Origin of the sequence: Methylosinus sp. (assembly GCF_036560965.1) — a bacterium.
Lineage (GTDB): Bacteria > Pseudomonadota > Alphaproteobacteria > Rhizobiales > Beijerinckiaceae > Methylosinus.
Genome location: NZ_DATBQF010000017.1, coordinates 1 through 23,544, shown reverse-complemented (window position 1 = coordinate 23,544; position 23,544 = coordinate 1). Strand labels below are relative to the sequence as shown.

At 66.9% G+C, this 23,544-nt stretch carries 21 protein-coding genes; 12 read left to right on the top strand and 9 right to left on the bottom strand.

Annotated elements, in window-relative coordinates; translation table 11 throughout:
* Both VIF40_RS04155 and fae read left to right on the top strand, forming a co-directional pair.
* Positions 1–253, top strand: a 253-nt coding sequence (locus VIF40_RS04155; RefSeq protein WP_331936258.1) for a formaldehyde-activating enzyme, incomplete at its 5' end; no start/stop codon positions are given.
* 258 nt (positions 254–511) lie between these two features.
* A complete protein-coding gene (gene fae / locus VIF40_RS04150) occupies positions 512–1,078 on the top strand; it encodes a formaldehyde-activating enzyme (RefSeq protein WP_331936257.1) in 567 nt (188 codons plus the stop codon).
* A gap of 61 nt (positions 1,079–1,139) precedes the next feature.
* Here fae and VIF40_RS04145 read toward each other — a convergent pair whose 3' ends face one another.
* The 3 genes from VIF40_RS04145 to VIF40_RS04135 all read right to left on the bottom strand — a co-directional run bounded on the left by VIF40_RS04145 (position 1,140) and on the right by VIF40_RS04135 (position 2,814).
* Entirely contained in the window at positions 1,140–1,862 is a 723-nt protein-coding gene (locus VIF40_RS04145) for a HisA/HisF-related TIM barrel protein (protein WP_331936256.1), read from the bottom strand.
* 61 nt (positions 1,863–1,923) lie between these two features.
* Complete coding sequence (locus VIF40_RS04140) at positions 1,924–2,328, bottom strand: DUF1398 domain-containing protein (RefSeq protein ID WP_331936255.1); 405 nt, start codon at positions 2,326–2,328, stop codon at positions 1,924–1,926.
* Between the two features lie 30 nt (positions 2,329–2,358).
* The gene (locus VIF40_RS04135) at positions 2,359–2,814 is read right to left on the bottom strand and encodes a MarR family transcriptional regulator (protein WP_331936254.1); all 456 of its coding nucleotides are present in this window, start codon (positions 2,812–2,814) and stop codon (positions 2,359–2,361) included.
* Between the two features lie 147 nt (positions 2,815–2,961).
* Here VIF40_RS04135 and VIF40_RS04130 point away from each other — a divergent pair, with 147 nt between their 5' ends.
* The 4 genes from VIF40_RS04130 (at position 2,962) to VIF40_RS04115 (ending at position 6,813) form a co-directional block, all read left to right on the top strand.
* On the top strand, positions 2,962–3,573 hold the full coding sequence (locus VIF40_RS04130; protein WP_331936253.1) for a hypothetical protein: 612 nt from the start codon (positions 2,962–2,964) through the stop codon (positions 3,571–3,573).
* Between the two features lie 64 nt (positions 3,574–3,637).
* Positions 3,638–5,029 (top strand): DUF2252 domain-containing protein, encoded by a 1,392-nt coding sequence (locus VIF40_RS04125; protein WP_331936252.1) that lies wholly within the window; start codon positions 3,638–3,640, stop codon positions 5,027–5,029.
* Positions 5,026–5,820, top strand: coding sequence for an enoyl-CoA hydratase (locus tag VIF40_RS04120; protein WP_331936251.1), 795 nt, complete (start codon positions 5,026–5,028; stop codon positions 5,818–5,820). The genes VIF40_RS04125 and VIF40_RS04120 overlap by 4 nt, the downstream gene beginning before the upstream one ends.
* Positions 5,821–6,813 (top strand): threonine/serine dehydratase, encoded by a 993-nt coding sequence (locus tag VIF40_RS04115; protein ID WP_331936250.1) that lies wholly within the window; start codon positions 5,821–5,823, stop codon positions 6,811–6,813. It abuts the gene before it with no gap.
* A gap of 5 nt (positions 6,814–6,818) precedes the next feature.
* Here VIF40_RS04115 and VIF40_RS04110 read toward each other — a convergent pair whose 3' ends face one another.
* Positions 6,819–7,814: a hydrogen peroxide-inducible genes activator gene (locus VIF40_RS04110; protein ID WP_331936249.1), complete on the bottom strand. Its 996-nt coding sequence runs from the start codon at positions 7,812–7,814 to the stop codon at positions 6,819–6,821.
* A 149-nt stretch (positions 7,815–7,963) separates the two neighbouring features.
* Between VIF40_RS04110 and ahpC the strand changes: the two genes are divergently transcribed.
* Together ahpC and ahpF are read left to right on the top strand one after the other, a co-directional pair.
* The gene (gene ahpC / locus VIF40_RS04105; protein ID WP_331936248.1) at positions 7,964–8,527 is read left to right on the top strand and encodes an alkyl hydroperoxide reductase subunit C; all 564 of its coding nucleotides are present in this window, start codon (positions 7,964–7,966) and stop codon (positions 8,525–8,527) included.
* 208 nt (positions 8,528–8,735) lie between these two features.
* Complete coding sequence (ahpF, locus tag VIF40_RS04100) at positions 8,736–10,289, top strand: alkyl hydroperoxide reductase subunit F (protein WP_331936247.1); 1,554 nt, start codon at positions 8,736–8,738, stop codon at positions 10,287–10,289.
* A 124-nt stretch (positions 10,290–10,413) separates the two neighbouring features.
* Here the strand turns inward: ahpF and VIF40_RS04095 are convergent, their stop codons facing one another.
* Positions 10,414–10,863 carry an FKBP-type peptidyl-prolyl cis-trans isomerase gene (locus tag VIF40_RS04095; RefSeq protein WP_331936246.1) on the bottom strand — a complete coding sequence of 150 codons (450 nt, stop codon included), beginning with the start codon at positions 10,861–10,863 and terminating at the stop codon, positions 10,414–10,416.
* A gap of 191 nt (positions 10,864–11,054) precedes the next feature.
* On the bottom strand, positions 11,055–13,097 hold the full coding sequence (locus VIF40_RS04090) for a TonB-dependent siderophore receptor (protein ID WP_331936259.1): 2,043 nt from the start codon (positions 13,095–13,097) through the stop codon (positions 11,055–11,057).
* 110 nt (positions 13,098–13,207) lie between these two features.
* Between VIF40_RS04090 and VIF40_RS04085 the strand changes: the two genes are divergently transcribed.
* Positions 13,208–14,452, top strand: a complete 1,245-nt coding sequence (locus VIF40_RS04085; protein ID WP_331936245.1) for a glycosyltransferase family 4 protein — start codon at positions 13,208–13,210, stop codon at positions 14,450–14,452.
* Between the two features lie 33 nt (positions 14,453–14,485).
* Here VIF40_RS04085 and mdoH read toward each other — a convergent pair whose 3' ends face one another.
* The gene (gene mdoH, locus VIF40_RS04080) at positions 14,486–16,726 is read right to left on the bottom strand and encodes a glucans biosynthesis glucosyltransferase MdoH (RefSeq protein ID WP_331936244.1); all 2,241 of its coding nucleotides are present in this window, start codon (positions 16,724–16,726) and stop codon (positions 14,486–14,488) included.
* Positions 16,714–18,249, bottom strand: a complete 1,536-nt coding sequence (locus tag VIF40_RS04075) for a glucan biosynthesis protein (RefSeq protein ID WP_331936243.1) — start codon at positions 18,247–18,249, stop codon at positions 16,714–16,716. Before VIF40_RS04075 ends, mdoH begins: the two co-directional genes overlap by 13 nt.
* Before the next feature lie 283 nt (positions 18,250–18,532).
* Between VIF40_RS04075 and glmU the strand changes: the two genes are divergently transcribed.
* Together glmU and glmS are read left to right on the top strand one after the other, a co-directional pair.
* Positions 18,533–19,891 (top strand): bifunctional UDP-N-acetylglucosamine diphosphorylase/glucosamine-1-phosphate N-acetyltransferase GlmU, encoded by a 1,359-nt coding sequence (glmU, locus tag VIF40_RS04070; RefSeq protein WP_331936242.1) that lies wholly within the window; start codon positions 18,533–18,535, stop codon positions 19,889–19,891.
* Positions 19,892–20,113: 222 nt separating this feature from the next.
* The gene (glmS, locus tag VIF40_RS04065) at positions 20,114–21,940 is read left to right on the top strand and encodes a glutamine--fructose-6-phosphate transaminase (isomerizing) (RefSeq protein WP_331936241.1); all 1,827 of its coding nucleotides are present in this window, start codon (positions 20,114–20,116) and stop codon (positions 21,938–21,940) included.
* Positions 21,941–21,979: 39 nt separating this feature from the next.
* Here glmS and VIF40_RS04060 read toward each other — a convergent pair whose 3' ends face one another.
* Positions 21,980–22,663: a PadR family transcriptional regulator gene (locus VIF40_RS04060; protein WP_331936240.1), complete on the bottom strand. Its 684-nt coding sequence runs from the start codon at positions 22,661–22,663 to the stop codon at positions 21,980–21,982.
* A gap of 287 nt (positions 22,664–22,950) precedes the next feature.
* On the opposite strand from VIF40_RS04060, the gene VIF40_RS04055 reads away from it, so the two are divergent.
* Positions 22,951–23,352, top strand: coding sequence for a GFA family protein (locus VIF40_RS04055; RefSeq protein ID WP_331936239.1), 402 nt, complete (start codon positions 22,951–22,953; stop codon positions 23,350–23,352).
* The last annotated feature ends 192 nt before the right edge of the window (positions 23,353–23,544 follow it).

The window sequence follows — 23,544 nt, the reverse complement described above, 5'->3', positions numbered from 1 at the left end:
GGCCCAGGCCGGCGTCGCCAAGGCCGTCGCCGATTCGGTCGCCGAAGGCGTGATCCCGCTCGCCGAGGCCGATGACCTGTTCATCTCGGTCGGCGTGTTCATCCATTGGGAAGCCAACGACGACAAGAAGATCCAGGAATACAACTATCAGGCCACCAAGGAAGCCATCGCGCGCGCCGTCAAGGGCGAGCCGAAGGCCGCTGAAGTCGTCGCCAAGCGCAACGACGTCAAGCATCCTTTCGGCGCCAACTGAGCGCATCGCTCGGTCGGTCGGCGAGCGACGGCGCGCTTCCCGCGCGCCGCAGCTTCGCCGCGATGCGGCGCCTGTCGCCGTGACCTCGAGGAGCCGTCCGCGGCTCCTCTTCGTCGACTCGAATTGAAGCGAATCGATCCGCGGTCGGCGCGTCACCAGTCGGCTTCCTGACGGAAGTTGCAGCGAGATTGGGGGGCCTCGCGCAGGCCGAGAACAACGCCGCCAAGGCGTGACGAACAGACCGAAAGGAAATCGAATATGGCTTCGATACTGGATAAGATTTTGGGCGCCCTCTTTCCGAAGGCCGGCGCCGGTTCCTCCACCCCGAAACTTCTGGTCGGCGAATCGCTCGTCGGCGAGGGCAATGAGGTCGCGCATATCGATCTGCTGATCGGACCGCGCGGCAGCTCCGCCGAGACCGCTTTCGCCAATGCGCTGGTCAACAACAAGGACGGCTTCACCACGCTGCTCGCCGTCGTCGCGCCGAACCTTCTGGTCAAGCCTTATACGATCCTCTTCAACAAGGTGACGATCAAGAACGCCAAGCAGGCCGTGCAGATGTTCGGCCCGGCGCAGTATGGCGTCGCCAAAGCCGTCGCCGACAGCGTCGCCGAAGGGATCATCCCGATCGAGCAGGCCGAGAACCTCTTCATCTCGGTCGGCGTGTTCATTCATTGGGAAGCCAATGACGATCAGAAGATCCAGGAGTTCAACTATCGCGCCACGAAGGAAGCCATCGCGCGTGCGCTGAAGGGCGACCCGAGCGCCTCCAAAGTGCTGTCCGAGCGCGTGACCGCGAAGCACCCCTTCGCCGCCGCCGACTGAGGCGCAGACATTTGTCGATCGATCAAAGAGGAGCCGCCGATCGCGGCTCCTCTTTCTTGTTTTACGCACTGCGAAGATCGTCGCGCGACAGCCGCCCGTCATGCAGCGCCGAGGCGACGAGCGCGCCGGCGACGCCGATGCGCGCGAGCGCCTCGAGATCGCGCGCATCGCGCAGCCCGCCCGCCGCGTAGATTTCTCGGCCCGGCGCGCGGCGCGCCACCGCGGACAAAAGCGCGAGGTCCGGCCCGGCGAAAGCGCCGACGCGCGCCAGAGTCATGACGATGATGCGCGGCGGCCAGAGTCGCGGATCGTCCAACAGATCGCGGGGTCCGAGAAAGGCGTCGCCGCGAAAATCGAGCGAGAGAATGGCGCTCGCCTCATGCGACAGATCGGGCGCACGATCCGCCGCGAGACTCTCGCTGCCGATGACGGGCGCGAGATTGGCGAGCCTGAAGGCTCGCGGTCCAGGCGCCGCATCGGACCGCGAGCCTTCAGGCTCGCATTGCAGCGCGGAGCCGCCATCGTCGACCCAGAACGAGACTTGCGGAAACGCCAGCGCCAGCGCGCAAATCGTCTGCGCATGGCCGCCGCATCGCTCGATGGCGTCGAGATCGGCGACATAGAGCGTGTCGAAATCATAGAGCCGCAGAAAGCCGGCGACGACCGCCTCCGGCGTGCTGGAGGCGGCGAGCGGCGTCACGATCGGCGCATAGGACGCGCGCTCGCCGCGAAAGGCGCGCACCACATGGCCGCCCTTCAGATCGATGACCGGAATGATCCGCATGGGGACGAATTATAGCCCAGAGGATCGCGCCGGCCTATGCGACGAGCGCGGATAAGCGTCGTCAGCGCTGAAGGAAGCATTCGACATGCGTCTCGGCGTCGCGTCCGAAATAGACGGCGCGACGCCCGGAGAACGACACGACATAGCCGCAGCAGCCGCCCGCCATGGCCTTCTCGCAGAATCCCCGATAAGTGTAGCCCGGAGCCGACTGCTGGGCTTCCCTGATCGCCTCCCGCAGAGCAGCGGCGTTCAGCGAAGGGGCGATCGGCGCCCGATGGAGATGCGCCGTAAGGACGACGCTGTCGCCATCCGGCAGATAATAGGTCGCGGTCGCGCGGCGGAAGTCGATCGCATAGCTCTCGAACCCCGCATGCATCAGCCTGCCGACGATCTCGGGAAAAGCCATGCCATCGCTTTCAGCGGCGCGCAGACAGCTTTCAGCGATGTCGGATAATAGCGCGTTCATGAGCTCTCCTTCGTTAGAGCGCGGATCGATTCAGTCGAGAGGCATTTTGGCGAGGCCGAGTCGCGCGACCGTCTCGGCGAGAATGCGCTGGAGCGCGCGCCGGTCGTCATCGGAGAGATGCGCGAAGCACTCGACCTCGTTCTTGTCGGCCAAAGCGGCCAGCTCCGGCACGAATTTGGCGCCTTTGGCGGTGAGCTTCAGCGTTTGCCCGCGCCCATCGTCCTTGCTCGCTTCGCGAATGACGAGAGCCTTGCCGACAAGGCGGTCGGCGAGCTTGGTGACGGCCCCCCGCGTCAGGCCCATCTCATCGGCCAGCCGGCTGGGGGCGCTCGGCTCCTTGCCGTATAAGATGCGCATCAGCCCCCATTCGGCGACCGTCACATCCTTGTCGGCGAGCTTTCGCGCGAAGCCATGCGACACATGATTTGAAACCTGCCGCAGCCAATAGCCGAGGTGGTCGGTGAGCTGCGAGGCGCGCGGCGGCATAGCGAGGGCTCCAAATTGCCTCCAAGAGAACTATGCGCATATGGTTTCCTAGTAAACTACTTTCGCCGACGCCGAGCGCTGCGCGCTTTGCGGGCGCGGCAAAAAGGCGTAAACGAAGGCTCCTCGCTCACAGCCGCAGATCGCCCCATGAAGAGTTACGTCTCCGCCGCTCTGGCTCTCGCTCTTTGCTGCGCCGGCGCGGCGCGTGCTCAGCCGCAGGCGCAGGGCGACTGGCCCTGCCGCCAGGTGAGGGTGCAGAGCGTGGCCGTCGCCGGGGTCTGGACCGGCCCTTCGATCGACGCCGCGCAGAAGAGCTGGCGCGACGACGCCGCTCTCGGCGATCTCGTCGCCCGCATCAGCGCGCGGCGCACGCCGATGGAGACGACGCAAAAGCTCATCGGCGACTTCGCCACGGCCTCCGGCGACAGGCGCAAGGAACGGCTGACGACGCTTTTTTCCGGCGTCTACGCCACGCTCGAAGCGGAGCGCCGCGAGGTGCTCGCCGGGCTCGACCGCTACGGCGCGAAGCAGAAGCAGCTCGCCGAAAGACTGCGCGAGGAAACGCAGGCGATGCGAGCCGAGCAGGACAAGCCGACGCAAGACGCGCAAAAGCTGAAGGACGCCAGCGAGGCGCTGCAATGGGACCTGCGCATTTTCGACGAGCGCCGCCATGCGCTGTCCTATGTCTGCGAGACGCCGGCGCTGATCGAGCAGAGGCTCGGCGCGCTGGCGCGCGCGATCGAGGCGGCGATCGATTAGGGGCCTGGCCGCGCCGCGCTTTCACATGAGATTTCGCGTTCCTTCGAACGCATGGAGAATTGCGATGCAGGATCATAGAGCCGTGTCTTCGCGCCATCGCGTTTTCGCCGAGCGCTACGCCGCGGGCAAGGAGCGGCGGCGCGTCACGCGACGCGAGAGCCTCGCCGATTTCTCGCCCGTGGAGCGCGACCCCACCGCCATTCTCGCCGCGACGGACGAGGGACGCGTCGCCTCGCTGCTGCCCATTCGCTATGAGCGCATGGCGCATTCGCCCTTCGCGTTTCTGCGCGGCGCGGCGGCGATCATGGCGGAGGACCTCTCCACCCTGCCGACGCCCGGCCTCGCCGCGCAATCTTGCGGCGACTGCCATTTGATGAATTTCGGCGCGCTCTTGTCGTCGGAAGGCAATGTGCTCTTCGACATAAACGATTTCGACGAGACCCTGCCCGATATCGACTTCACCGTCGACCTGCGGCGCCTTTGCGCGAGCTTCGCCGTCGCGGCGCTCGACGCCGGGCGGTCCGACAAGCGCGCGCGCCACGCCGCCGAGCTCGCCGCGCGCGGCTATCGCCAGCATATGCGCAGCCTCTCGCGCCTCTCGCCGCTGAAGGCGTGGCGCGACCGCATCGATCTCGTCCATGTCGCGGATGGTTTGAACGAGCGCCTCGCGCGCAAATTGCGCGGCCTCGTCGCGGCGACGCGCCCCGATCGCGAGGACGAGAATTTCCCGCATCTCGAATCGACGCCGCTGGGGCTTCGCATAGAAGAGCATCCGCCGCTCATCTATCATGTCGGCAATGGCGGCGGCGTCGCGACGCGCTTCGACATACCGGCCATGTTCGCGGGCTGCGGCGGCACGCTCAATCCGGAAGTCGTCGCGCTTTTGCGCCGCTACGAGCTGACGGATACGGCGTTCAAGGTCGTCGGCGTCGGCAGCGTCGGCACATTTTGCGCGATCGGCCTCTTCGCCACCGCCGATGACGAGCCTTTGTTCCTGCAGCTGAAGGAGGCGCGCCCCTCTGTGCTGGCGCGGCTCGCGCCGGAGGCCGCCGCGCCATGGACGCAGGCGGAAGGCAAGCGCGTCGTCCATGGCCAGCGCGTGATGCAGGCCTCGACCGATCTCTTCCTCGGCTGGACGAAGGACGAGGCCACGGGCCGCCATTTCTATGTGCGCCATTTGAAGAGCCGACGCCTCGGCTCGGTCGCGGAGCTGTTCGAGGAGCATGCGCTCGACGATTATGCGGCGCTGTGCGGCCGCGTTCTGGCGCGCGCCCATGCGCGCTCCGCCGATCCCGCGATCATCTGCGGCTATATGGGCAAGAGCGCTTGCTTCGACGACGCCATGGCCTCCTTCGCCATGCTCTACGCCGCGCGCAATACATGCGATCACGCGGAGTTTCTGGCCTGGCGCGCCCGGACGAAGGACGAATCCCAAGGGAGCGACACAGGCCGATGACTGATTCGACATCGAAGCTGCGCGTCGTCGTCGACGATGGCGTCGCGCGCATTCTCATCGACAATGGCGAGCGTCGCAACGCTTTCGACTTCTCCATGTGGCGCGCATTGCCGTCGCTGCTCGGCTCTCTCGACGCCGACGCATCCGTGCGCGTCGTCGTGCTGACCGGCGCGCCCTCCCTGCCCTTCTGCTCCGGCGCCGATATTTCGGAATTCTCCACTGTGCGCGCGACGGCCGAAGGCGGCCGCGCCTATGAGCAGGCCAATGTCGAGGCTTTCGACGCATTGTCGCGGCTCGGCAAGCCGGTGATCGCGGCGATCGCCGGCTATTGCATGGGCGGCGGCATGGGGCTCGCCGCCGCCTGCGATCTGCGTATAGCAGCGGAGGCTTGCGTGTTCGGCATTCCCGCCGGAAAGCTCGGCGTCGGCTATCCGCCGGAAGCGATGAGCTATGTCGTCGCCGCCGTCGGCCCGCAGAACGCCATGGATCTCTTCTTCACCGCGCGCCGCATGAACGCCGAGGAAGCGCGCGCCGCCGGCTTCGTCTCGCGCGTGCTGCCGAAAGACGGATTCGACGCGGCGATCATGACGATCGCGCGCGGGATCGCCGCCAATGCGCCGCTCACGCTGCGCGCCGCCAAGGCTGCGATAAGACGCGCCGCGGGCCTGCCGCATGCGCTCTCGGCGGAAGACTGCGAGCGGCTCACCGCCGCCTGTTTCGACAGCGCCGATTACACCGAGGGCCGCACCGCCTTTCTCGAGAAACGCGAGCCGAAATTCACGGGGCGCTAGATGACAGAGCCGCTCACGCTCGCCGATGTCGAAGCCGCAGCGGCGCGCATCGCTCCTTATGTCGAGACGACGCCCTTGCTCACGGCGCCGCTGCTCGACGAGGAGATCGGCTTTCATCTGCTCGTGAAGGCGGAAAATCTACAGCCGGTCGGCGCCTTCAAGCTGCGCGGCGCATTCAATCAAATATTGCAATTGACGGAGGAGGAGCGCCGCCGCGGAATCATCGCCGTCTCCTCCGGCAATCACGCGCAGGCGGTCGCCTTCGCCGCGCGCGCGATGGGCGTTTCCGCGACGATCGTGATGCCGCGCGACGCGCCCCGCGTAAAGCTCGAGCGCACAAAGGCGCTGGGCGCGCATGTGGAATTCTTCGATCGGCTGAGCAATGATCGCGACGCGCTGACGCGCCGCCTCGCCGAGCAGGGCGGGCTGCGCTTCATTCATCCGTACGACGATCCGCGCACCATCGCCGGACAGGGAACCATCGGCCTCGAGATATTCGCGCAGACGCGGGCGAAGGGCGTCGCGCCGGACGCCATCATCGCCTCGTGCAGCGGCGGCGGCCTCGCCTCCGGCATTGCGCTGACATTGCCGCTCTTCGAGCGCGCGCCGCAGCTGTGCACGGCGGAGCCCGCGGGCTTCGACGATATGCGCCGCTCGCTGGAGAACGGCGCCGCGCAGGTCAACGCCGCGCTGGCGGGCTCGATCTGCGATGCGCTGCTGGCGCCGACGCCGGGCCGCCACACGCTGCCCATTCTGCTCGCCTGCGGCGCGTGCGGGCTCACGGCGACAGATGCGCAAGTCGAAGACGCGATGCGCATCGCCGCCGAGCATTTCCGCATCGTGCTGGAGCCGGGCGGCGCGGCGGCGCTCGCCTGCGCGCTGATCGAGCGTGATCGCTTCGCAGAAAAGACGGTGGTCGTCGTCGCCTCTGGCGGCAATGTCGATCGCAAGGACTTTGCGGCGATTCTCGATCGGCCGCATCATTCGATCTGACGGCGCTACTTTCGTCGATGCGCGCCAACGGGGCTTTTCCGCTCGCCCCGCGTCGAGGTCGCGGAAGCGGCGCGGTCTTGCGCATTCTCCTCGAGGGCGGCCTCCGTCAAAAAGCCCTCGAGCGCGCGCGCGAGGCGCCGGAACGTCTCCTTGCGCGCCGAGGAGGCGCGAAAAACAACGCCGATGCGACGAAACGGCGCCTCGCCCGAAAGCGGCCGCACGACGAGATCGAGCCCGCGCAAAATGCCGGCGTCGAGCGCCATTTGCGGCAGCAGCGTCACGCCGAGCCCATTCGCCACCATTTGCGCCAGCGTGTAGAGGCTCGTGCCCTGGAAGGCGACATTGCGGCGCGCGCCCTCCAGCGCGCAGGCGGCCAGCGCATGATCGCGCAGGCAATGGCCCTCCTCGAGCAGCAGCAGATCCTCGGCCGCCATATCGTCATGGCCGACCGCCGACAGGCGGCTGAGCCTGTGCCCCGGCGGGCAGACGACGACGAAAGGATCGACGCCTATGTCGATCGCCTCCATGCCGCGCGAGGGATAGGGCAGCGCCAGCACGGCCGCATCCAATTCGCCGGCGTCGAGACGCGCCAGCAGCGGCTCGGTCTGCTCCTCGCGCAGGTAGAGCTTCAGCTCTGGAAAGGCGGAGCGCAGCCGCGGCAGCACGCGCGGAAACAGAAACGGCCCTATGGTTGGAATGACGCCGAGCCGCAAAGGCCCGGACATGGGCGCCTGAGCGGCGCGCGCCAGCTCGACGATATCCTGCGCCTCGCGCAGCAGCGTGCGGGCGCGCTCGGCCAATTCGCGGCCGACCGGCGTCGGCGAGACCTTGCGCTTGGTGCGCTCGAACAAGCGCACGCCGAGCAATTGCTCGAGCTCCAATATTCCGGCGCTGAGCGTCGATTGGCCGACGAGGCAGGCCTCGGCCGCGCGGCCGAAATGGCGCTCGTCGACGACGGCGACCAGAAAACGCAGCTGCCGGAGCGTGGGCAAAACCGCCATCCGCCATATATATCGTCAAACTCGATTATTGCAGCCTGTTTTTTTCGCTTTTATCGATGATGAAACCCCTTTAGGTTCCGCGCGTCTTCCCCGAGACGCGCGCAGACCATCCGCCTCTCGCGCGCTTCCACCAGCAAAAGGAAAAACGCATGTCTCTCATCGGCTCCGAGATCACGCCGTTCAAGGCGACCGCCTTCCACGCCGGCAAGTTCGTCGAGGTCACCGAGGCCACGCTCAAGGGCAAGTGGTCGGTGTTCTTCTTCTATCCGGCCGACTTCACCTTCGTCTGCCCGACCGAGCTCGAGGATCTCGCCACCAATTACGCCGCCTTCAAGGCGATCGGCGTCGAGATCTACGGCGTCTCCACCGACACGCATTTCGCCCATAAGGCGTGGCACGACACCTCGCCGGCGATCGGCAAGATCGAGTATCCGCTGGTCGGCGATCCGACGCTGACGCTGAGCCGCAATTTCGACGTGCTGATCGAAGAGGCCGGCCTCGCCGACCGCGGCACGTTCGTCATCGATCCGGACGGCAAGATCCAGATCGTCGAGATCAACGCCGGCGGCGTCGGCCGCAATGCGCTCGAGCTGCTGCGCAAGATCAAGGCTGCGCAGTATGTCGCGGCGCATCCGGGCGAGGTCTGCCCGGCCAAGTGGGAAGAGGGCCAGAAGACGCTCGCTCCCTCGCTCGACCTCGTCGGCAAGATCTAATACCGCACGACGCCCCCGGCCGGCTCGCCGGCCGGGGGCGCTCTACCCCCTCGCCCCGCAGCTTCAGTCCCTCATCCCGAGGCGCTTTTTGCGGAACGCAAAAAGCCTCGAAGGATGCTCCAGAACGCGCTGCGGCGCACCCATCGAGACGCCTGCTGCGCGGGCTCATCAGGGTGAAGGGATTGTTCTCCAAGATCGGGAGTCGAAGATGCTGGACGCCGCTCTGAAAACCCAGTTGCAGGCCTATTTCGCGCGCATCGTCACGCCCATCACGCTCCGCGCGTCGCTCGACGACAGCGAGAAATCCACAGAGCTCGCCGAGCTGCTGCAGGAGGTCGCGAGCCTCTCGGACAACATCTCCTATGTGCGCAGCGACGATGATTCGCGCCGTCCCTCTTTCGCCATAGAGCGCCAGGGCGCCGATGTCGGCCTGCGCTTCGCCGCCATTCCCGGCGGCCACGAGTTCAACTCCTTCGTGCTGGCGCTGCTGCATGTCGGCGGCCATCCGCCGAAGGAGGACGAGGAGACGATCGCGCGCATAAAGGCGCTCGACGGCGATTATCGCTTCGAGACCTATTTCTCGCTCACCTGCCAGAACTGCCCCGAGGTGGTGCAGGCGCTCGACACGATGGCGGCGCTCAATCCGCGCGTGCGCCATGTCGCGATCGACGGCGGCCTCTTCCCGAAGGAGGTGGAGGAGCGCGGCGTCATGGCGGTGCCCGCGGTCTATCTCAACGGCGAGCCCTTCCAGCACGGCCGCGCGACGCTGGAGCAGATTCTCGACAAGCTCGACGCCGGCGCCGGCGAGAAGAAGGCCGCCTCCATCTCCGCGAAGGAGCCTTTCGACGTGCTCGTCGTCGGCGGCGGCCCGGCGGGCGCGGCGGCGGCCATCTACGCCGCGCGCAAGGGCGTGCGCACCGGCATTGTCGCCGAGCGTTTCGGCGGCCAGGTGCAGGATACGGCGGGGATCGAGAATTTCATCTCGGTTCCGCACACGGAAGGCCCGCAAATGGCGGCGGCGCTGGAGCGTCACGTCGCGGACTATTCCGTCGATGTGATGAATGGCCAGATCGCCTCGGCGCTGGTTCCGGCGGCGCAGGCCGGCGGGCTCGCGGAGCTGACGCTCGCCAATGGCGCGACGCTGAAATCGAAGACGATCATTCTGGCGCCGGGCGCGCGCTGGCGGCGCATCAATGTGCCGGGCGAGACCGAATATATGACCAAGGGCGTCGCCTATTGCCCGCATTGCGACGGGCCGCTCTTCAAGGGCAAGCGCGTGGCGGTGATCGGCGGCGGCAATTCCGGCGTCGAGGCGGCGATCGATCTCGCCGGCCTCGCCTCGCATGTGACGCTGATCGAGTTCGACGCCAAGCTGCGCGCCGACGGAATCTTGCAGGCGAAGCTGCGCTCGCTCGCCAATGTGACGATCCTCGTGTCGGCGCAGACGACGGAGATCGTCGGCGACGGCGCCAAGGTGACGGGCCTCGTCTATCGCGACCGCGACAGCGAGCAGACGCGCAGCATAGAGCTGGAAGGCGTGTTCGTGCAGATCGGCCTGCTGCCGAACACCGAATGGCTCGACGGCGCGGTCACGCTGACGCGCTACAAGGAGATCGAGATCGACCGCCGCTGCAGCACGTCGGCGCCGGGCGTTTTCGCGGCGGGCGACGCGACGACGGTTCCCTATAAGCAGATCGTCATCGCCATGGGCGAAGGCGCGACGGCGGCGCTGTCGGCCTTCGACCATCTGGTGAGGATGTGACCTGAACGCGCTTCTCCATCATCGGGGACGCGTGAGCCGCGAAGCAATCCAGGGCGCCCCTCGTCTCTGGGTTGCTTCGCTCCGCTCGCAATGACGACGGCGCGACAGGCGGAACGCGCGCCGATCAGATCTGGCCTTTGATCTCGAGCAGCTCGACATCGAAGATGAGCGTGGCGTTGGGCGGGATCACGCCGCCGGCGCCGCGCGCGCCATAGCCCTGCTCCGGCGGAATGACCAGCGTGCGCTTGCCGCCGACCTTCATGCCGAGAATGCCCTGGTCCCAGCCGGCGATCACCTGCCCGGCGGAGAGGCGAAACTCGAAAGGCTGGCCATGGTCCAGCGAGCTGTCGAATTTCTTGCCCTTGGCGCCATTCTGCGACACCCAGCCGGTGTAATGCATCTTCAGCATCTGCCCCGGCTCCGCGCCGGCGCCGGTCCCGACTTTCGTATCGGTGATCTTGATGCCGGTGGCGGTGGTGGTCGTCGCGGGGTTTTGCGCGTGCGCCGGCCCGGAGAGGGGCGCGGCGGCGAGCGCGAGTGCGGCGAGAACGGAAAGTCGGAAAGCGGCGCCCATGCGTGTCCTCGAGGATAGAGCGCGGCGAAGCAGCGGCGCTCGAGTCGGCGAAACGGCGCCGCCGTCCATCGACGATCGATCCAGGATCGCAATGCTTGCTTCGCGGCGTCGCCGAGGCTTCGTCTGCCAGCGACGCCGGCGGCTGTCAACACGGCCGCCGGCGCGCATGAATCATTGCGCCGCCGTTCCGATCAGAACTCGACGCGCAATGAGCCGAGCACATTGCGCGGCGTTCCGGGCGTCATCGAAAATCGGTTGGTGAAGCTCGTCGCTCCGTAGAAATACGTCTCATTGGCGATGTTGTCGACATTGATCTGCGCCGTCACATGAGTCGGGCCGATCGCGAAGCGATAGCCGAGCATGGCGTTGATGATCGTATAGGCCGGCATTTGGAACGAGTTCGCCGGATCGCCCTGCGCCGCGCCGACGCGCTGCACGCCGGCGCCGGCCGAAAGGCCGCGCAGCGCGCCATCGGCGTCATATTTGATCCAGACCGCGCCCATATTATCCGGCACGCCCGGCAGGCGATGACCGGCCACCGGCGCCTCCTTGGCGAGATCGAGCGGATCGGCGGGATTGAAGGCCTCGCCCTTCGTCACACGCGCCTGCGTATGCGCGTAATTGGCGATGATGCTCCAATTGTCGTCGACATGGCCGATGAGGTCCATCTCGACGCCCTTGCTCTCGGCGTCGAGCAGATCATAGACGCCGGAGGGCGCGACGACGCTCTTCTGCGCCACATTGGTCTTCTTGATGTCGTAATAGGCGAAGGTCGCGGAAAGGCGCTTGTCGAACAGCTCCATCTTCACGCCGCCTTCCCATTGCACGGCCTTCTGGGGTCCGAGCGGCGCATAGGTCACGGAGTTGAGGCCGTTGTTGAGGCTGAAGGACTCCGTGTAATTGCCGTAGAAGGAGAGCCAGGGCAGAGGCTGGATCACGAGGCCGATGCGCGGGCTGAAGGCGTGATCGTTGATATGGGCAGCCTTGAAGTTCGCGAGATCGAACGCATTGTCGACGAGCGCGCTCGACGAGAATTGCGTGCTGCTCGTCGCCGAGGCCCAGTCGTATCGCCCGCCGAGGAGCAGATGAATCCTGTCCTCGTAAAAGGAGACGAGGTCCTGCGCGTAGAGTCCCTGCCATTCCTGGTTCTTGATGAGCGCGAAGCCGGAGCCCGCCTTCAGCTGGCCAGAGGTCCCATAGCCGGCGTAATAGGGATTGTAGATGTTGAACTGCGGCCAGCCGGACCAGAAGGGCTGCGAGTTGAATACATAATAGGCGTTGTTGGACGAGGCGGAGCTGACATGGTCGGTTCCAAACATCATCTCGTGATGCAGGAAGCCCGTGTCGAGCTTGCCTTTCAGGTCGAGGCTCGTGGAAATCGAGCGCAGATTATTGTGTCCGACGATCAGCGAATTGACGCCGTCGCCGACGGCCGACGCGCCGGCGCAGCCGGTCGGATAGGGCGGATCGTACACGCAATTGAAGAACTCGCCCGACGACAAATAGCGCGTATTGGCGTAGGAAAAGCGATTGACGAGGGTCCATGTCTCGTCGAGCTTATAGTCCCAATCGAAGCCGACGAAACGCCGCATATAGTGGTTCGGATTATTGACCGTGACGGTCGGATCCTCGAGATAGCGGCTGATCGGAATATTGGCGGGCCGATTGCCGATGGCCGGGAAATTGGCGGCGTTGTCGGGCCCGTAGAGATCGGTGTATTCGAGATCGAGATTGACCTTCAGCCGCTCGTCCGGACGATAGGCGAGCGTCAATCCGCCGAAGCCGTTCTGGCTGGTGACGTAATCGACGAAGGAGCCGGCGTGCAGATATTCGCCGGTCAGCCGATAGAGCCAGGTCTTGTCGGCGGTGAGCGGCCCGGTCGCGTCGACGGTCGTGCGCGTGCGGCCCCAGGAACCGACCTTCTCCTCGATCGAGTAATAGGGGGTCTCGAGCGGACGCTTGATGAGCATGTCCACGAAGCCGCCCGGCTCGACGCGGCCATAGAGCACGGCGCCCGGCCCCTTCACGACCTCGATCGACTGCACATTGGCCGTGCTCGGATTCATGACGAAGGGCTGCATCAAGCCGTTGCGATAGGTCTGCGACATGCCGTAGCCGGAGACCGATGTCGTGGTGAAGCCGCGGATCGTCAGCGTCTGCCAATAGCTGTTGCCGCCCGGCGCGGGCGCGACGCAGCATAGACCGAGACGGAGCCGGCGAGAACGTGGCCGCAGCAGAATTTTTCCCCTTCGCCCCGGCTATGATAGAGGGGCGCGGGGGACGCTTACGAGGGCTTAAGGCGCAACGCTTAAGATCACGTCCGAGCCTTTTTTCCGGAGTCCCCATGGCCGCCTTCGCGCCCACTGTCGTCATCTGCGTCGACCACGCCTCCGTGACCGGCGGCCAGGCCAAAGTGGCGATCGAGAGCGCGCTCGGGCTCGCCGCCCATGGCGCGCGCCCCATCCTCTTCGCCGCCGCCGCGCCGGTGGACGAGCGGCTCGCCGCGGCCGGCGTCGAGGTCGTCTGTCTCGGGCAGCATGATCTGCTCGGCAATCCCTCGCGCGCCGTCGCCGCCTTTCAGGGCGTTTGGAATCGTCCCGCGGAGCAGGCGCTCGGCGCGCTCCTGGCCCGCCTGCCGAAGGACGAGACGATCGTGCATGTGCATGGCTGGGCCAAGGCGCTCTCGCCGGCCATCGCCCAGCCGATCCGCGCCTCCGGCCTGCCCTGCGTCTACACGCTGCACGAATATTTCCTGTTCTGCCCCAATGGCGGCTTCTACAATTATCAGAAGCATGCGCTCTGCCCGCTGGAGCCGCTCTCCGCCGCCTGCTGGGCGACGGCCTGCGACGCGGTCAATTATCCGCGCAAGATCTGGCGCAGCGCCCGCCTCGCCTACGCGCGCGATCACGTCAAATTCCCGGAGCTGTTCTCCGACTACGTCTGCATCTCCGACTATCAGGAGGAGATCATCGGACGCTATCTGCCGAAGGACGTGCGGCTGCATCGCGTCTCCAATCCGGTCGACGCGCGCGACCTCGGACCAAAGAGCGATCCCGCCTCCGGCGATTTCATCTTCGTCGGCCGCCTCTCGCCGGAAAAGGGCGCCTTCGTCTTCGCCGAGGCGGCGGCGCGCGCCGGCGTCACGCCGGTCTTCATCGGCGATGGGCCGATCGCCGGAGAATTGCGCGCGCGCGTTCCGCAGGCGCGCTTTCTCGGCTGGCTGCCGCCGGAGCAGGCGCAGGCGCATATGCGCGCCGCGCGAGCGCTGGTCTTCCCCTCGCTGTGGTACGAGGGCCAGCCGCTCACCGTGATGGAGGCGAAGGCGATGGGAACGCCCGTCATCGTCTCCGACGTCTGCGCGGGACGCGAGGAGGTGACGAATGGCGAGACCGGCCTCTGGTTCGAAAGCGCCAATGTCGAATCGCTCGCCGAAGCGCTGACGCGGATGAAGGACGATGCGCTGGTCACGCGTCTGTCGGCGGGCGCTCACGCCGCCTATTGGCGCGATCCGCCGACGCTCGAGCGCCATGTCGAGCGCATCCTCGGCGTCTATGACGAGATCATGCGACGCCAGCGCATCGCGGCCTGAAAGCCTACCGCCGAACGCCGAAGACGCGCGCCTTCAGCTCGCCAGCCGCGACGCGTCGGCCTCTTGCGCCGGCGCCTCGGCTTCCTTCTCCGCGCGGCGCGGCAGGCGCGCGACCATGCCGAGCAGAGCGCGGTCGCCCAGCACGACGAGCCGCTCGCCGCGATCGAGCCACGCCACCGCATCCTCGAGCGATTCGGCGTCGGCGAGCTTGGCCTCCGCCAAGGCGCGATCGGCGGAGACGGCCCCGCGCTTGCGCGGCGGGCGCGTCGGCAGCCAGGCCTCGTGCAAGGCGCGCAGCTCCGGGTCGCCGTGAATCGCCAGCAGGCAGTTTTCCTCGTCCTGCCCGGCGCGCGCCAGCAGCCGATGCAGCGCGCGGCCCTTGCGCGCGATCTTCGGCGTCTTCGTCTCCTCGGGCGTCACCAGCACGCCGGCGCGGCGGAAGACGAGGCCGAGCCAGCGCTGGCCGGTGATGTAGGAAATGCCGATCGCCAGAATGAGGCCGGCGATGGTCGGCGACATCCAGGCGACGAGCGAGGGCGAGATCATCAGGCCCGCGACCAGCGTCAGCACGCCGAGCGCCACATGCCACTGATGGCGCCGCACGATCGCCTTGAAGGGAACCGAGCCGTCGTCGCGCCGCTGCGGGTCCCAGCCGGTGTCGAAGCCGAACAATATGTGAAACACATGCCCGGTCTGGATCAGCATCATGATCGGCGCGAGCAGCGCCGACATCAGCACCTCGAACAAGGTCGAGACCAGCAGCATGAAGACGCCGCCGGAGCCGCGCCGCGTCTCGCGGTCGACAATCGCGAGAATCAGCCCCAGCAGCTTCGGCGCCAGCAGGATCGCCATGGTGAGCGCGAACAACGCCAGCGAGCGCTCCGCGTCGAAGCGCGGCCACACCGGGAAGAGCGTGAATTTGGCGGTGAAATATTCGGGCCGGAAATAGCTCGCCTGAAAGACGAGCACGATGCCGACGAGCAGCTGGCCGAGCCAGAGCGGCGAGGTGAGATAGCCGAATATTCCGGTGAGGAAATGCTGCCGCGTCGCCCAATGGAAGCCGCGCGCTCCCAATATGCGCGAATGCTGCAGATTGCCCTGGCACCACCGACGATCGCGGATCGACAGATCGATCAGCGAGGGCGGGCTCTCCTCATAGGAGCCGCCGAGCGTCGGCATCATATAGACGGCGTAGCCGGCGCGGCGGATGAGCGCCGCCTCGACGAAATCATGGCTGAGAATATGCCCGCCGAAAGGCGGACGGCCCTTGAGATCGGGCAGGCCGCAATGATGCGCGAAAGCCTGCGTGCGGATGATGGCGTTATGGCCCCAATAATTGCCGTCGCGCCCCATCCATTGCGAGAGCCCCGCCGCGATGATGGGGCCATAGATGCGCGCGGCGAATTGCTGCACGCGCGCGAACAGCGTGTTGCGGTTGATGATGAGCGGCAGCGTCTGGATGATGCCGGCGTCCGGGTCGGCCTCCATCGCCGCGGCGAGCCGCACGATGGCGTCGCCGGCCATCAGGCTGTCGGCGTCGAGCACCACCATCTGCTCATAGGCGCCGCCCCAGCGCGTCACGAAATCGGCGATATTGCCGGCCTTGCGGCTCGTGTTCTTCTCGCGCCGGCGATAATAGACGCGCGCCTGCGGCCCCAGCCTGCGGCGCATGGCGGCGAAGGCGCGCTCCTCGGCGACCCATATGTCCGGATTGGTGGTGTCGGAGAGAAAGAACCAGTCGAAATGCGCGCCGAGGCCGGTCGCCTCGACATCCTGCAATATGGCTTGCAGCGCGCCGAAAACGCGGCTCGGCGCTTCATTGTAGATCGGCATCGCCACGGCGGTGCGCGCGTGAAGCGTCTCCGGCGGCGGCGGCGGACGACGCCCGAACAGCAGTGCGACAAAGCCGACGACGGCGCTGGCGAAAGAGAGCGCGATCCAGGAGAAGTTCAAGACGAACAGCGCGAGCAGCGCCCATTTCAACGTCGTGACGCCGCCGACGTCGATGACGCGATACATCTCGTGGCCGCCATAGACGGTGAGCGCGAGGCCGCCGCCGAAGGTGACGAAACGCGAGATCCAGGGCGTGCGCCAGAGCTGCGGCGCGGCGCGCCGGCGACGCTCCCGCCCCTTGAATCGCCAGAGCGCTTGCGTCGGCATCTCGAGCCGGCGCTCCGGCGGCATGGGCGGCGCGGCGGCGGGATCGGCGGGCGGCGGCGGGGCCGCGACGTCCGGCGGAACGGGTTCGACGAGAGAGAGCGCTACACCGTCCATCTATAGAGCCAGGTTTCGCTGATCGGCTCGTCGCCCGATTGGAGGACGAGGCGCAGCTCGCAGAAGGTCTCGCCGGCGGGATCGACGTCGAAGACGACGCGGCATGTCTTGGCCTTCGGATTGAGATAGACGCGAATGTTCGTCGCCGATCCCGGCGACGTCGTCAAGGCGGGCCGCAAATTGGCGACTCGTTGCGGATCGCCGAGATTGTCGCCGGCAAACTGGACGATAAAACGGCGCAGTTTCGGCGTCGGCGCGCGGCCGCCGAACGCCGAGACGGCGACAGCGAAGGGCGGGCGCGCCGGCGGGCTCCAGCACCAGAACTGCCGATAGGCGAAGGTCGCCTCCTTGCCGGCCGCGAGCGGCTGCTTGGGCCGCCAATAGGCCACGATATTGGCGTTCACCTCCGATTCGGACGGAATCTCGACGAGCTGCACCGAGCCCTCGCCCCAATCGCCGATCGGCTCCACCCAGAGCGAAGGACGCAGCTCCCAATGCTGTATGTCGTCCTGATAGGTCTCGATGTCGCGGTCGCGCGTCAAAAATCCGAAGCCTTTCGGATTGGCGTCGACGAAGGCCGAGATTTGCAGCGTGTCGCGATTGGAGACCGGGCGCCACAGCCATTCGTCCTTGCCGGTGAGCATTTGCAGCCCATTGGTCTCGGCGACGCTCGGCCGCGGATCGTCGGAGCGGCGATGGTCGAGCGGCGTGAACAGCGAGGCCGCCGCCGTGCCGCCGAGCCCCAGATGATCGATCGTCACGCGCGGAAACAGAGTGAGCTCGGCATCGATGATCGTCGCCTCGCCGGGCCGCAGCGTGAACAGATAGGCTCCCGTCACGCTCTGCGAATCGAGCAGCGCGTGAATGACCAGCGCGTTGTCGGCGATCGTCGGCTTCTCGATCCAGAAGCTGCGGAAGACGGGGAACTCCTCGCCGCGCGGATCGGCGGTGCGGATGGAGAGGCCGCGGGCGGTGACGCCCAGAGTCTGGCCACGGACGAGCGCGCGATAGAAGCTCGCGCCCTGGAACAGGGCCAGCTCGGTGTCGCCGCCGCCGCCGTGCGGAGAGAGCACGCGAAAGCCGGAGAAGCCGATATCGGGCGATTTGTCGCCGACTTTCAGAGCGCCATAGTCGAATTTCGCCGGGTCGTAGCCGACGCGCCGGGCGATCTTGTCCTCGACGACATAAAGCTCGACCGGCGCGCCGAAGATGAACCCCCGATGCAGCGGCTCCACCGAGAAGCCGCGATTCTCGCCGCTCCATATGGCCGCCCCCGGCCGGGTCTTTATGCCGACATATTGCTCATAGGTGAGATTGGCGAAGGGCTCGCGCAATTCCGCGGCGGGCGTGGCGAAGGGACGCTTGGCGAGCGCGCGGGCGAGCTCGATCACGATCTCCCGGCCGAATAGCGCGGGCCCCGGCGGCGGGGCCGGCGGAGCCGATTGAGCGATGGCGCGGCCGCCGGAAACTCCGGCGGCGAGCGCGGTGAAAGTGGCTTTCAACAGGTCTCTGCGTACGAACATGCGGGACCGGGACCCGGGACTGACGAGCAAGTGGGAAGAAGCGGCGGACTTGTCTATCGGATATACCTGAAAGGACGATCTTCGGAACGCGAATCTTTCTTTTTTGGTTGCTCGGCGGATACCTCGCGCCGAGACGGCGTTGTGGAGGCCACGCTGTGGAGGCGGCGCTGTCGAGGCGCCGCTTGCCCGTCCGCCCGCGAATCTGCCAAAACGAATATGAACGAGAGGAAAACGGCGCGGGACCCCGCCGCTCCCCGCCAGACGACAGAGGCCGCGCAGCAAGATGCAGCAAGCTCGAGACCGCCGCTCCCTCGCCGTGGTGCTGGCCGCAGGCGAAGGCACGCGCATGAAATCGCGCCGCCCCAAGGTCCTCCACGAGGTCGCGGGGCGGTCCATGCTCGGCCATGCGCTGGCCGCGGCGGCGGCGCTCGACGAGATCGCCGTCGTCATCGGCGCCGGCCGGGACGATGTCGCCGCCGAGGCGCGCCGCCAGCGGCCCGGGGCGCAGATCTTCGTCCAGGAGAAGCAGCTCGGCACCGCTCACGCCGTGCTGGCGGCGCGCGCGGCCTTCGCCTCGGGCGTGGACGACATCGTCGTGCTGTTCGCCGACACGCCTCTGGTGCGCGCCGAGACGATCGCGGCGCTGCGCGCGGCGCTGGCCGAGGGCGCAGCGGTCGCCGTGCTCGCCTTCGAGGCCGCGGACCCTCACGGCTATGGCCGGATACTCTGCGACTCGGAGGGCCGCCCGGTCGCCATTCGCGAGGAGAAGGACGCCAGCGAGGCCGAGCGCGCCTGCCGGCTGTGCAACGCCGGCTTGATGGCGATCGCCGGGGCAAAGGCGCTCGCGCTGCTGGACGGGATCGACGCCGCCAACGCCCAGAAAGAATTTTATCTCACCGACATCGTCGCCCGCGCCGCCGCCGCCGGGCTGGGGACGCGGCTGGTGGTCGCGGCGGAGGAGGAGGTTCTCGGCGTCAACGACCGCGTCCAGCTCGCCCGCGCCGAGGCCGTCGCCCAGGAGCGCCTGCGACGCGCCGCCATGCTGGGAGGCGCGACGCTGATCGCGCCGCAAACGGTGTTCCTCTCCTATGACACGCAGATCGGCCGCGATGTGACGATCGAGCCCGGCGTCGTCATCGGCCCCGGCGTCGCGATCGCCGACGGCGCGACGATCCACGCCTATTCGCATCTCGAGGGCGCGGCGGTGGGCGAGCGCGCCACGGTCGGCCCCTATGGGCGGCTGCGGCCGGGCGCGCGGCTCGCCGCCGAGGCCAAGGTCGGCAATTTCGTCGAGATCAAGGCCGCCGACATCGGCGTCGGCGCCAAGGTCAATCATCTGACCTATATCGGCGACGCCTCGGTCGGCGCGCATTCCAACATCGGCGCCGGCGTCATCACCTGCAATTACGACGGTTTCTTCAAATATCGCACGGTCATCGGCGAGAACGCCTTCATCGGCTCCAATTCGGCGCTGGTCGCCCCGGTGACGATCGGCGACGGGGCCTATGTCGGCTCCGGCTCGGTGGTCACCAAGAATGTCTCGGCGGACGCTCTGGCCGTGGCCCGCGGCCGCCAAATGGAGAAAGCCGGCTGGGCGGAGAGCTTCCGCCGCGTCCAGAAGGCGAAGAAATCCGCCAAATGACCCTTCTCCCACGCGTGGGAGAAGGTGGCCCGACGAAGTCGGGTCGGATGAGGGCCCGTCCAGCATGATCGATCGCAAAAATCGGCCGAGCCGAAAACCGCAGCAACCGGCTCGCGCGTCTCGCCGGCTCCGAGAAATGCCCTAATGCTCTGTCTAGGATAATCGTAACGGAAACGGGCTAGTCTGCTCGCACCGTGGCGCTTCGACCGAGGAGACATTTTCATGTGCGGCATCGTCGGCATTCTCGGACGCGAGCCGGTCGCGCCCGCCCTCGTCGAGGCGTTGAAGCGGCTCGAATATCGCGGCTATGACTCGGCCGGCGTCGCCACGCTCGAGAAGGGCAGGCTCACGCGGCTGCGCGCCAGCGGCAAGCTGCGCAATCTCGAGGAGAAGCTCGCCGCCGCGCCGCTGCTGGGGACGAGCGGCATCGGCCACACGCGCTGGGCGACGCATGGCCGCCCCACCGAGACCAACGCCCATCCGCATACGAGCGGCGGCCTCGCCGTCGTCCACAACGGCATCATCGAGAATTTCCGCGAATTGCGGGAGGAGCTGACCGCCAAAGGCCATGTCTTCGCCACCGAGACCGACACGGAAGTCGTCGCCCATCTGGTCGGCGAGGAGCGCGGCAAGGGAGCCGCCCCGCGCGAAGCCGTGGCCGCCGCGCTCGCCCGGCTGGACGGCGCCTTCGCGCTCGCCTTCCTGTTCGAGGGCGAGGAGGATCTGCTCATCGGCGCGCGCCGTGGCGCGCCGCTCGCCGCCGGCTGGGGCGACGACGGCGTCTATCTCGGCTCCGACGCTCTGGCGCTCGCGCCCTTCGCCAAGGCGATTGCCTATCTCGAGGAGGGCGACCATGTCGTGCTGACGCGCGAGACGGTCACTTTCTACGACGCCGCCGGCAAGGAGGCGGAGCGCCGCCGCCAGACTCTACAGCCGGGCTCCTTCCTCGTCGACAAGGGCAATTTCCGCCATTTCATGGCCAAGGAGATTCACGAGCAGCCGGAGGTCGTCGGCCGCACGCTGTCGCATTATCTCGATCTCTCCGCCGGCGAGGCGCGCCTGCCCTTCGATCTGCCCTTCGATCCGAAGAAACTCTCGCGCGTCACCATTTCCGCCTGCGGCACGGCCTATTACGCCGGGCTCATCGCACGCTATTGGATCGAGCGCTATGCGCGGCTCGCGGTCGACATCGACATCGCCTCGGAGTTTCGCTATCGCGAGGCGCCGCTGGCCGACAACGGCCTGATGATCGTCGTCTCGCAATCGGGCGAGACGGCCGACACGCTGGCCGCGCTGCGCTACGCCAAGGCGCAAGGCCAGCACATTCTCTCCATCGTCAATGTCGAGACCTCGACGATCGCGCGCGAGAGCGACACGATCGCGCCGACGCTGGCCGGCCCGGAGATCGGCGTCGCCTCCACCAAGGCCTTCACCTGCCAGCTCGCCGTCTTCGCGAGCCTCGCCATAGCGCTCGGCCGCGCCCGCGGCGTGCTGAGCGAGGCGGACGAAAAACGCCTGGTGCGCGAGCTCGCCGCGACGCCGGGCCAGATGGCCGGCGCGCTCGCCCGCGAGGCGCTGGTCGAGCCGGTCGCCCGCGATGTGGCGCGGGCGTCGAGCATTTTGTATCTGGGCCGTGGCGGCGCCTTTCCGCTGGCGCTGGAAGGCGCGCTGAAGCTGAAGGAGCTGTCCTACATTCACGCGGAGGGATACGCCGCCGGCGAGCTGAAGCACGGGCCGATCGCGCTGATCGACTACGCCATGCCGGTGATCGTTCTGGCGCCGCCGGACGCGACGCTCGAGAAGACCGTCTCCAATCTTCAGGAGGTCGCCGCGCGCGGCGGCCATCTCATTCTCATCGGCTCGGCGGCGGCGCGCGCGGCGGCGGCGGCCGAGCTCGCGGGCTTCATCGAGCTGCCCGAGATGAGCGGAGCCTTCGCGCCGCTGGTCTATGCCGTCCCCGTGCAATTGCTCGCCTATCATGTGGCGGTGTTCATGGGGAAGGATGTCGACCAGCCGCGCAATCTGGCGAAAAGCGTCACTGTGGAGTGACGCGGATTTCGGGCCGCGAGCCTTTGGCTCGCGCTCCCTTCACAACCGCTCGATCTTGCGCGCCGCCTCGTCGATGAGATCGGCGACCTGGAACAGCAGCTCCTTGTCCGTCGCGCCGGCGAGCCTTTGCGCCAGCACGGCCTTCAGATTGCCCATCGCCCGGAAGACGGGCCCCGCGTCCACGGATGCGGCGCGGGCGCGCAGCTCCTCGAAACGGGCGAGCGCCGCCTCCGCCTCCTTGCGATTCTCCGTGAGATGCGCCTTGCCGGCGTCGGTGATCGCATAGAGCTTTTTGGCGCCCTCGGTCGGCTGGACCTCCACCTGGCCCAGCTCCTCGAGCAGGGTCAGCGTCGGATAGACGATGCCGGGGCTCGGCGCATAGGCGCCGCCGGTGCGCGTCTCGATCTCGCGAATGACGTCATAGCCGTGCCGGGGCTCGCTCTCGAGCAGCAGCAGGATCACGAGCCGCAGCTCGCCGCCCTCGAACATGCGGCGCCGACCGCGGCCACCCCGCTCGCCTTCACCGCGGCCGTGACCGAAACCGCCAGGACCGCCGAAGCCGCGCGGTCCCCGTCCGCCGCGGCCGAAGGACTCGTCCCCGCCGCCGCCGCGCATTCCGTGCATTCCGCCGTGCATTCCGTGCATGCCGCAGCGCATTTCGCCACGCATCTCGCCGAAGGCCGAATGCTCGCCAGGACCCGAATGTCTGTGTTGATGCCTCATAAACATGTCTCCTTTTGTTTAGACGCGTCTAAGATATATCTTATAACAGTCGAGTCAAGCCCCCTACGAAATTCGAGGTCCTTCGTTGCGAGCAGAGCAAACGATCCTTCAGCCTCGGGGCGAGCGCGGGATCGCTTCGCCGCTTTGCTCCTCCGCGATCACGGGTCCCGGGGACGGCCGACCGAGGCGGTCGCAAATTGACAAAAAGGGACGGCTCGCCACACTCGCCGAATAAAATTCGACCAGAGCGATTACCGTATCCGCATTCGATCGCGCCGCGAGGGGCCATGTTGAAAGGAAGCTGTCACTGCGGCGCCGCCCATTGGACGCTCGAGGGCGATCCCGGCTCGGCCACCGCCTGCAATTGCACGCTCTGCCGCCGCTATGGCGCGCTATGGGCCTATGATTACGAAGGCGAGCGGATTCGCATTTTCGGCGAGACCCGCGCCTACACGCGCATCGGCGTGGCCGCGCCCGCTCTCGAAATCCGTTTTTGCCCGACCTGCGGCTGCGTGCTGTGCTGGCGCGGCCTGCGTCTCGACGCGGACGGCCGCCGCCGCATAGCGGTCAATCTCCGCCTCGCGCCGCCGGAAGAGGTCGCGCATCTGGCGATCGATCATTTCGACGGGCTGGAGACATTCGACGATCTGCCGGGAGATGGGAGATGTGTGCGGGATGTGTGGTTTTAGGGGGGAGTGGCGCGGTGCGCGCCGTGGATCTGCGGTTCGAGTTTCCGTTCGTGTAAAGGTTTTCGGATGCCGGCCCTTTGCGAGCACTCGGCGTCGCGCAGCCTTAGGGCCGGCATCCGAAAACCTCCAAGGAAGGAAACCGCGAGTCGGAAGGGCGCCGTCGCCGCCGCGAGCTATGGGGATTTATGTGTC

Coding starts and splice junctions, on each gene's coding strand:
- fae (WP_331936257.1), top strand. CDS start 512: ATGGCTTCGATACTGGATAAGATTTTGGGCGCCCTCTTTCCGAAGGCC.
- mdoH (WP_331936244.1), bottom strand. CDS start 16,726: ATGGACGGTGTAGCGCTCTCTCTCGTCGAACCCGTTCCGCCGGACGTC.
- VIF40_RS04135 (WP_331936254.1), bottom strand. CDS start 2,814: ATGCCGCCGCGCGCCTCGCAGCTCACCGACCACCTCGGCTATTGGCTG.
- ahpF (WP_331936247.1), top strand. CDS start 8,736: ATGCTGGACGCCGCTCTGAAAACCCAGTTGCAGGCCTATTTCGCGCGC.
- ahpC (WP_331936248.1), top strand. CDS start 7,964: ATGTCTCTCATCGGCTCCGAGATCACGCCGTTCAAGGCGACCGCCTTC.
- VIF40_RS04055 (WP_331936239.1), top strand. CDS start 22,951: ATGTTGAAAGGAAGCTGTCACTGCGGCGCCGCCCATTGGACGCTCGAG.
- VIF40_RS04145 (WP_331936256.1), bottom strand. CDS start 1,862: ATGCGGATCATTCCGGTCATCGATCTGAAGGGCGGCCATGTGGTGCGC.
- VIF40_RS04115 (WP_331936250.1), top strand. CDS start 5,821: ATGACAGAGCCGCTCACGCTCGCCGATGTCGAAGCCGCAGCGGCGCGC.
- VIF40_RS04110 (WP_331936249.1), bottom strand. CDS start 7,814: ATGGCGGTTTTGCCCACGCTCCGGCAGCTGCGTTTTCTGGTCGCCGTC.
- glmU (WP_331936242.1), top strand. CDS start 18,533: ATGCAGCAAGCTCGAGACCGCCGCTCCCTCGCCGTGGTGCTGGCCGCA.
- VIF40_RS04085 (WP_331936245.1), top strand. CDS start 13,208: ATGGCCGCCTTCGCGCCCACTGTCGTCATCTGCGTCGACCACGCCTCC.
- VIF40_RS04120 (WP_331936251.1), top strand. CDS start 5,026: ATGACTGATTCGACATCGAAGCTGCGCGTCGTCGTCGACGATGGCGTC.
- VIF40_RS04095 (WP_331936246.1), bottom strand. CDS start 10,863: ATGGGCGCCGCTTTCCGACTTTCCGTTCTCGCCGCACTCGCGCTCGCC.
- VIF40_RS04075 (WP_331936243.1), bottom strand. CDS start 18,249: ATGTTCGTACGCAGAGACCTGTTGAAAGCCACTTTCACCGCGCTCGCC.
- VIF40_RS04130 (WP_331936253.1), top strand. CDS start 2,962: ATGAAGAGTTACGTCTCCGCCGCTCTGGCTCTCGCTCTTTGCTGCGCC.
- VIF40_RS04060 (WP_331936240.1), bottom strand. CDS start 22,663: ATGAGGCATCAACACAGACATTCGGGTCCTGGCGAGCATTCGGCCTTC.
- glmS (WP_331936241.1), top strand. CDS start 20,114: ATGTGCGGCATCGTCGGCATTCTCGGACGCGAGCCGGTCGCGCCCGCC.
- VIF40_RS04125 (WP_331936252.1), top strand. CDS start 3,638: ATGCAGGATCATAGAGCCGTGTCTTCGCGCCATCGCGTTTTCGCCGAG.
- VIF40_RS04140 (WP_331936255.1), bottom strand. CDS start 2,328: ATGAACGCGCTATTATCCGACATCGCTGAAAGCTGTCTGCGCGCCGCT.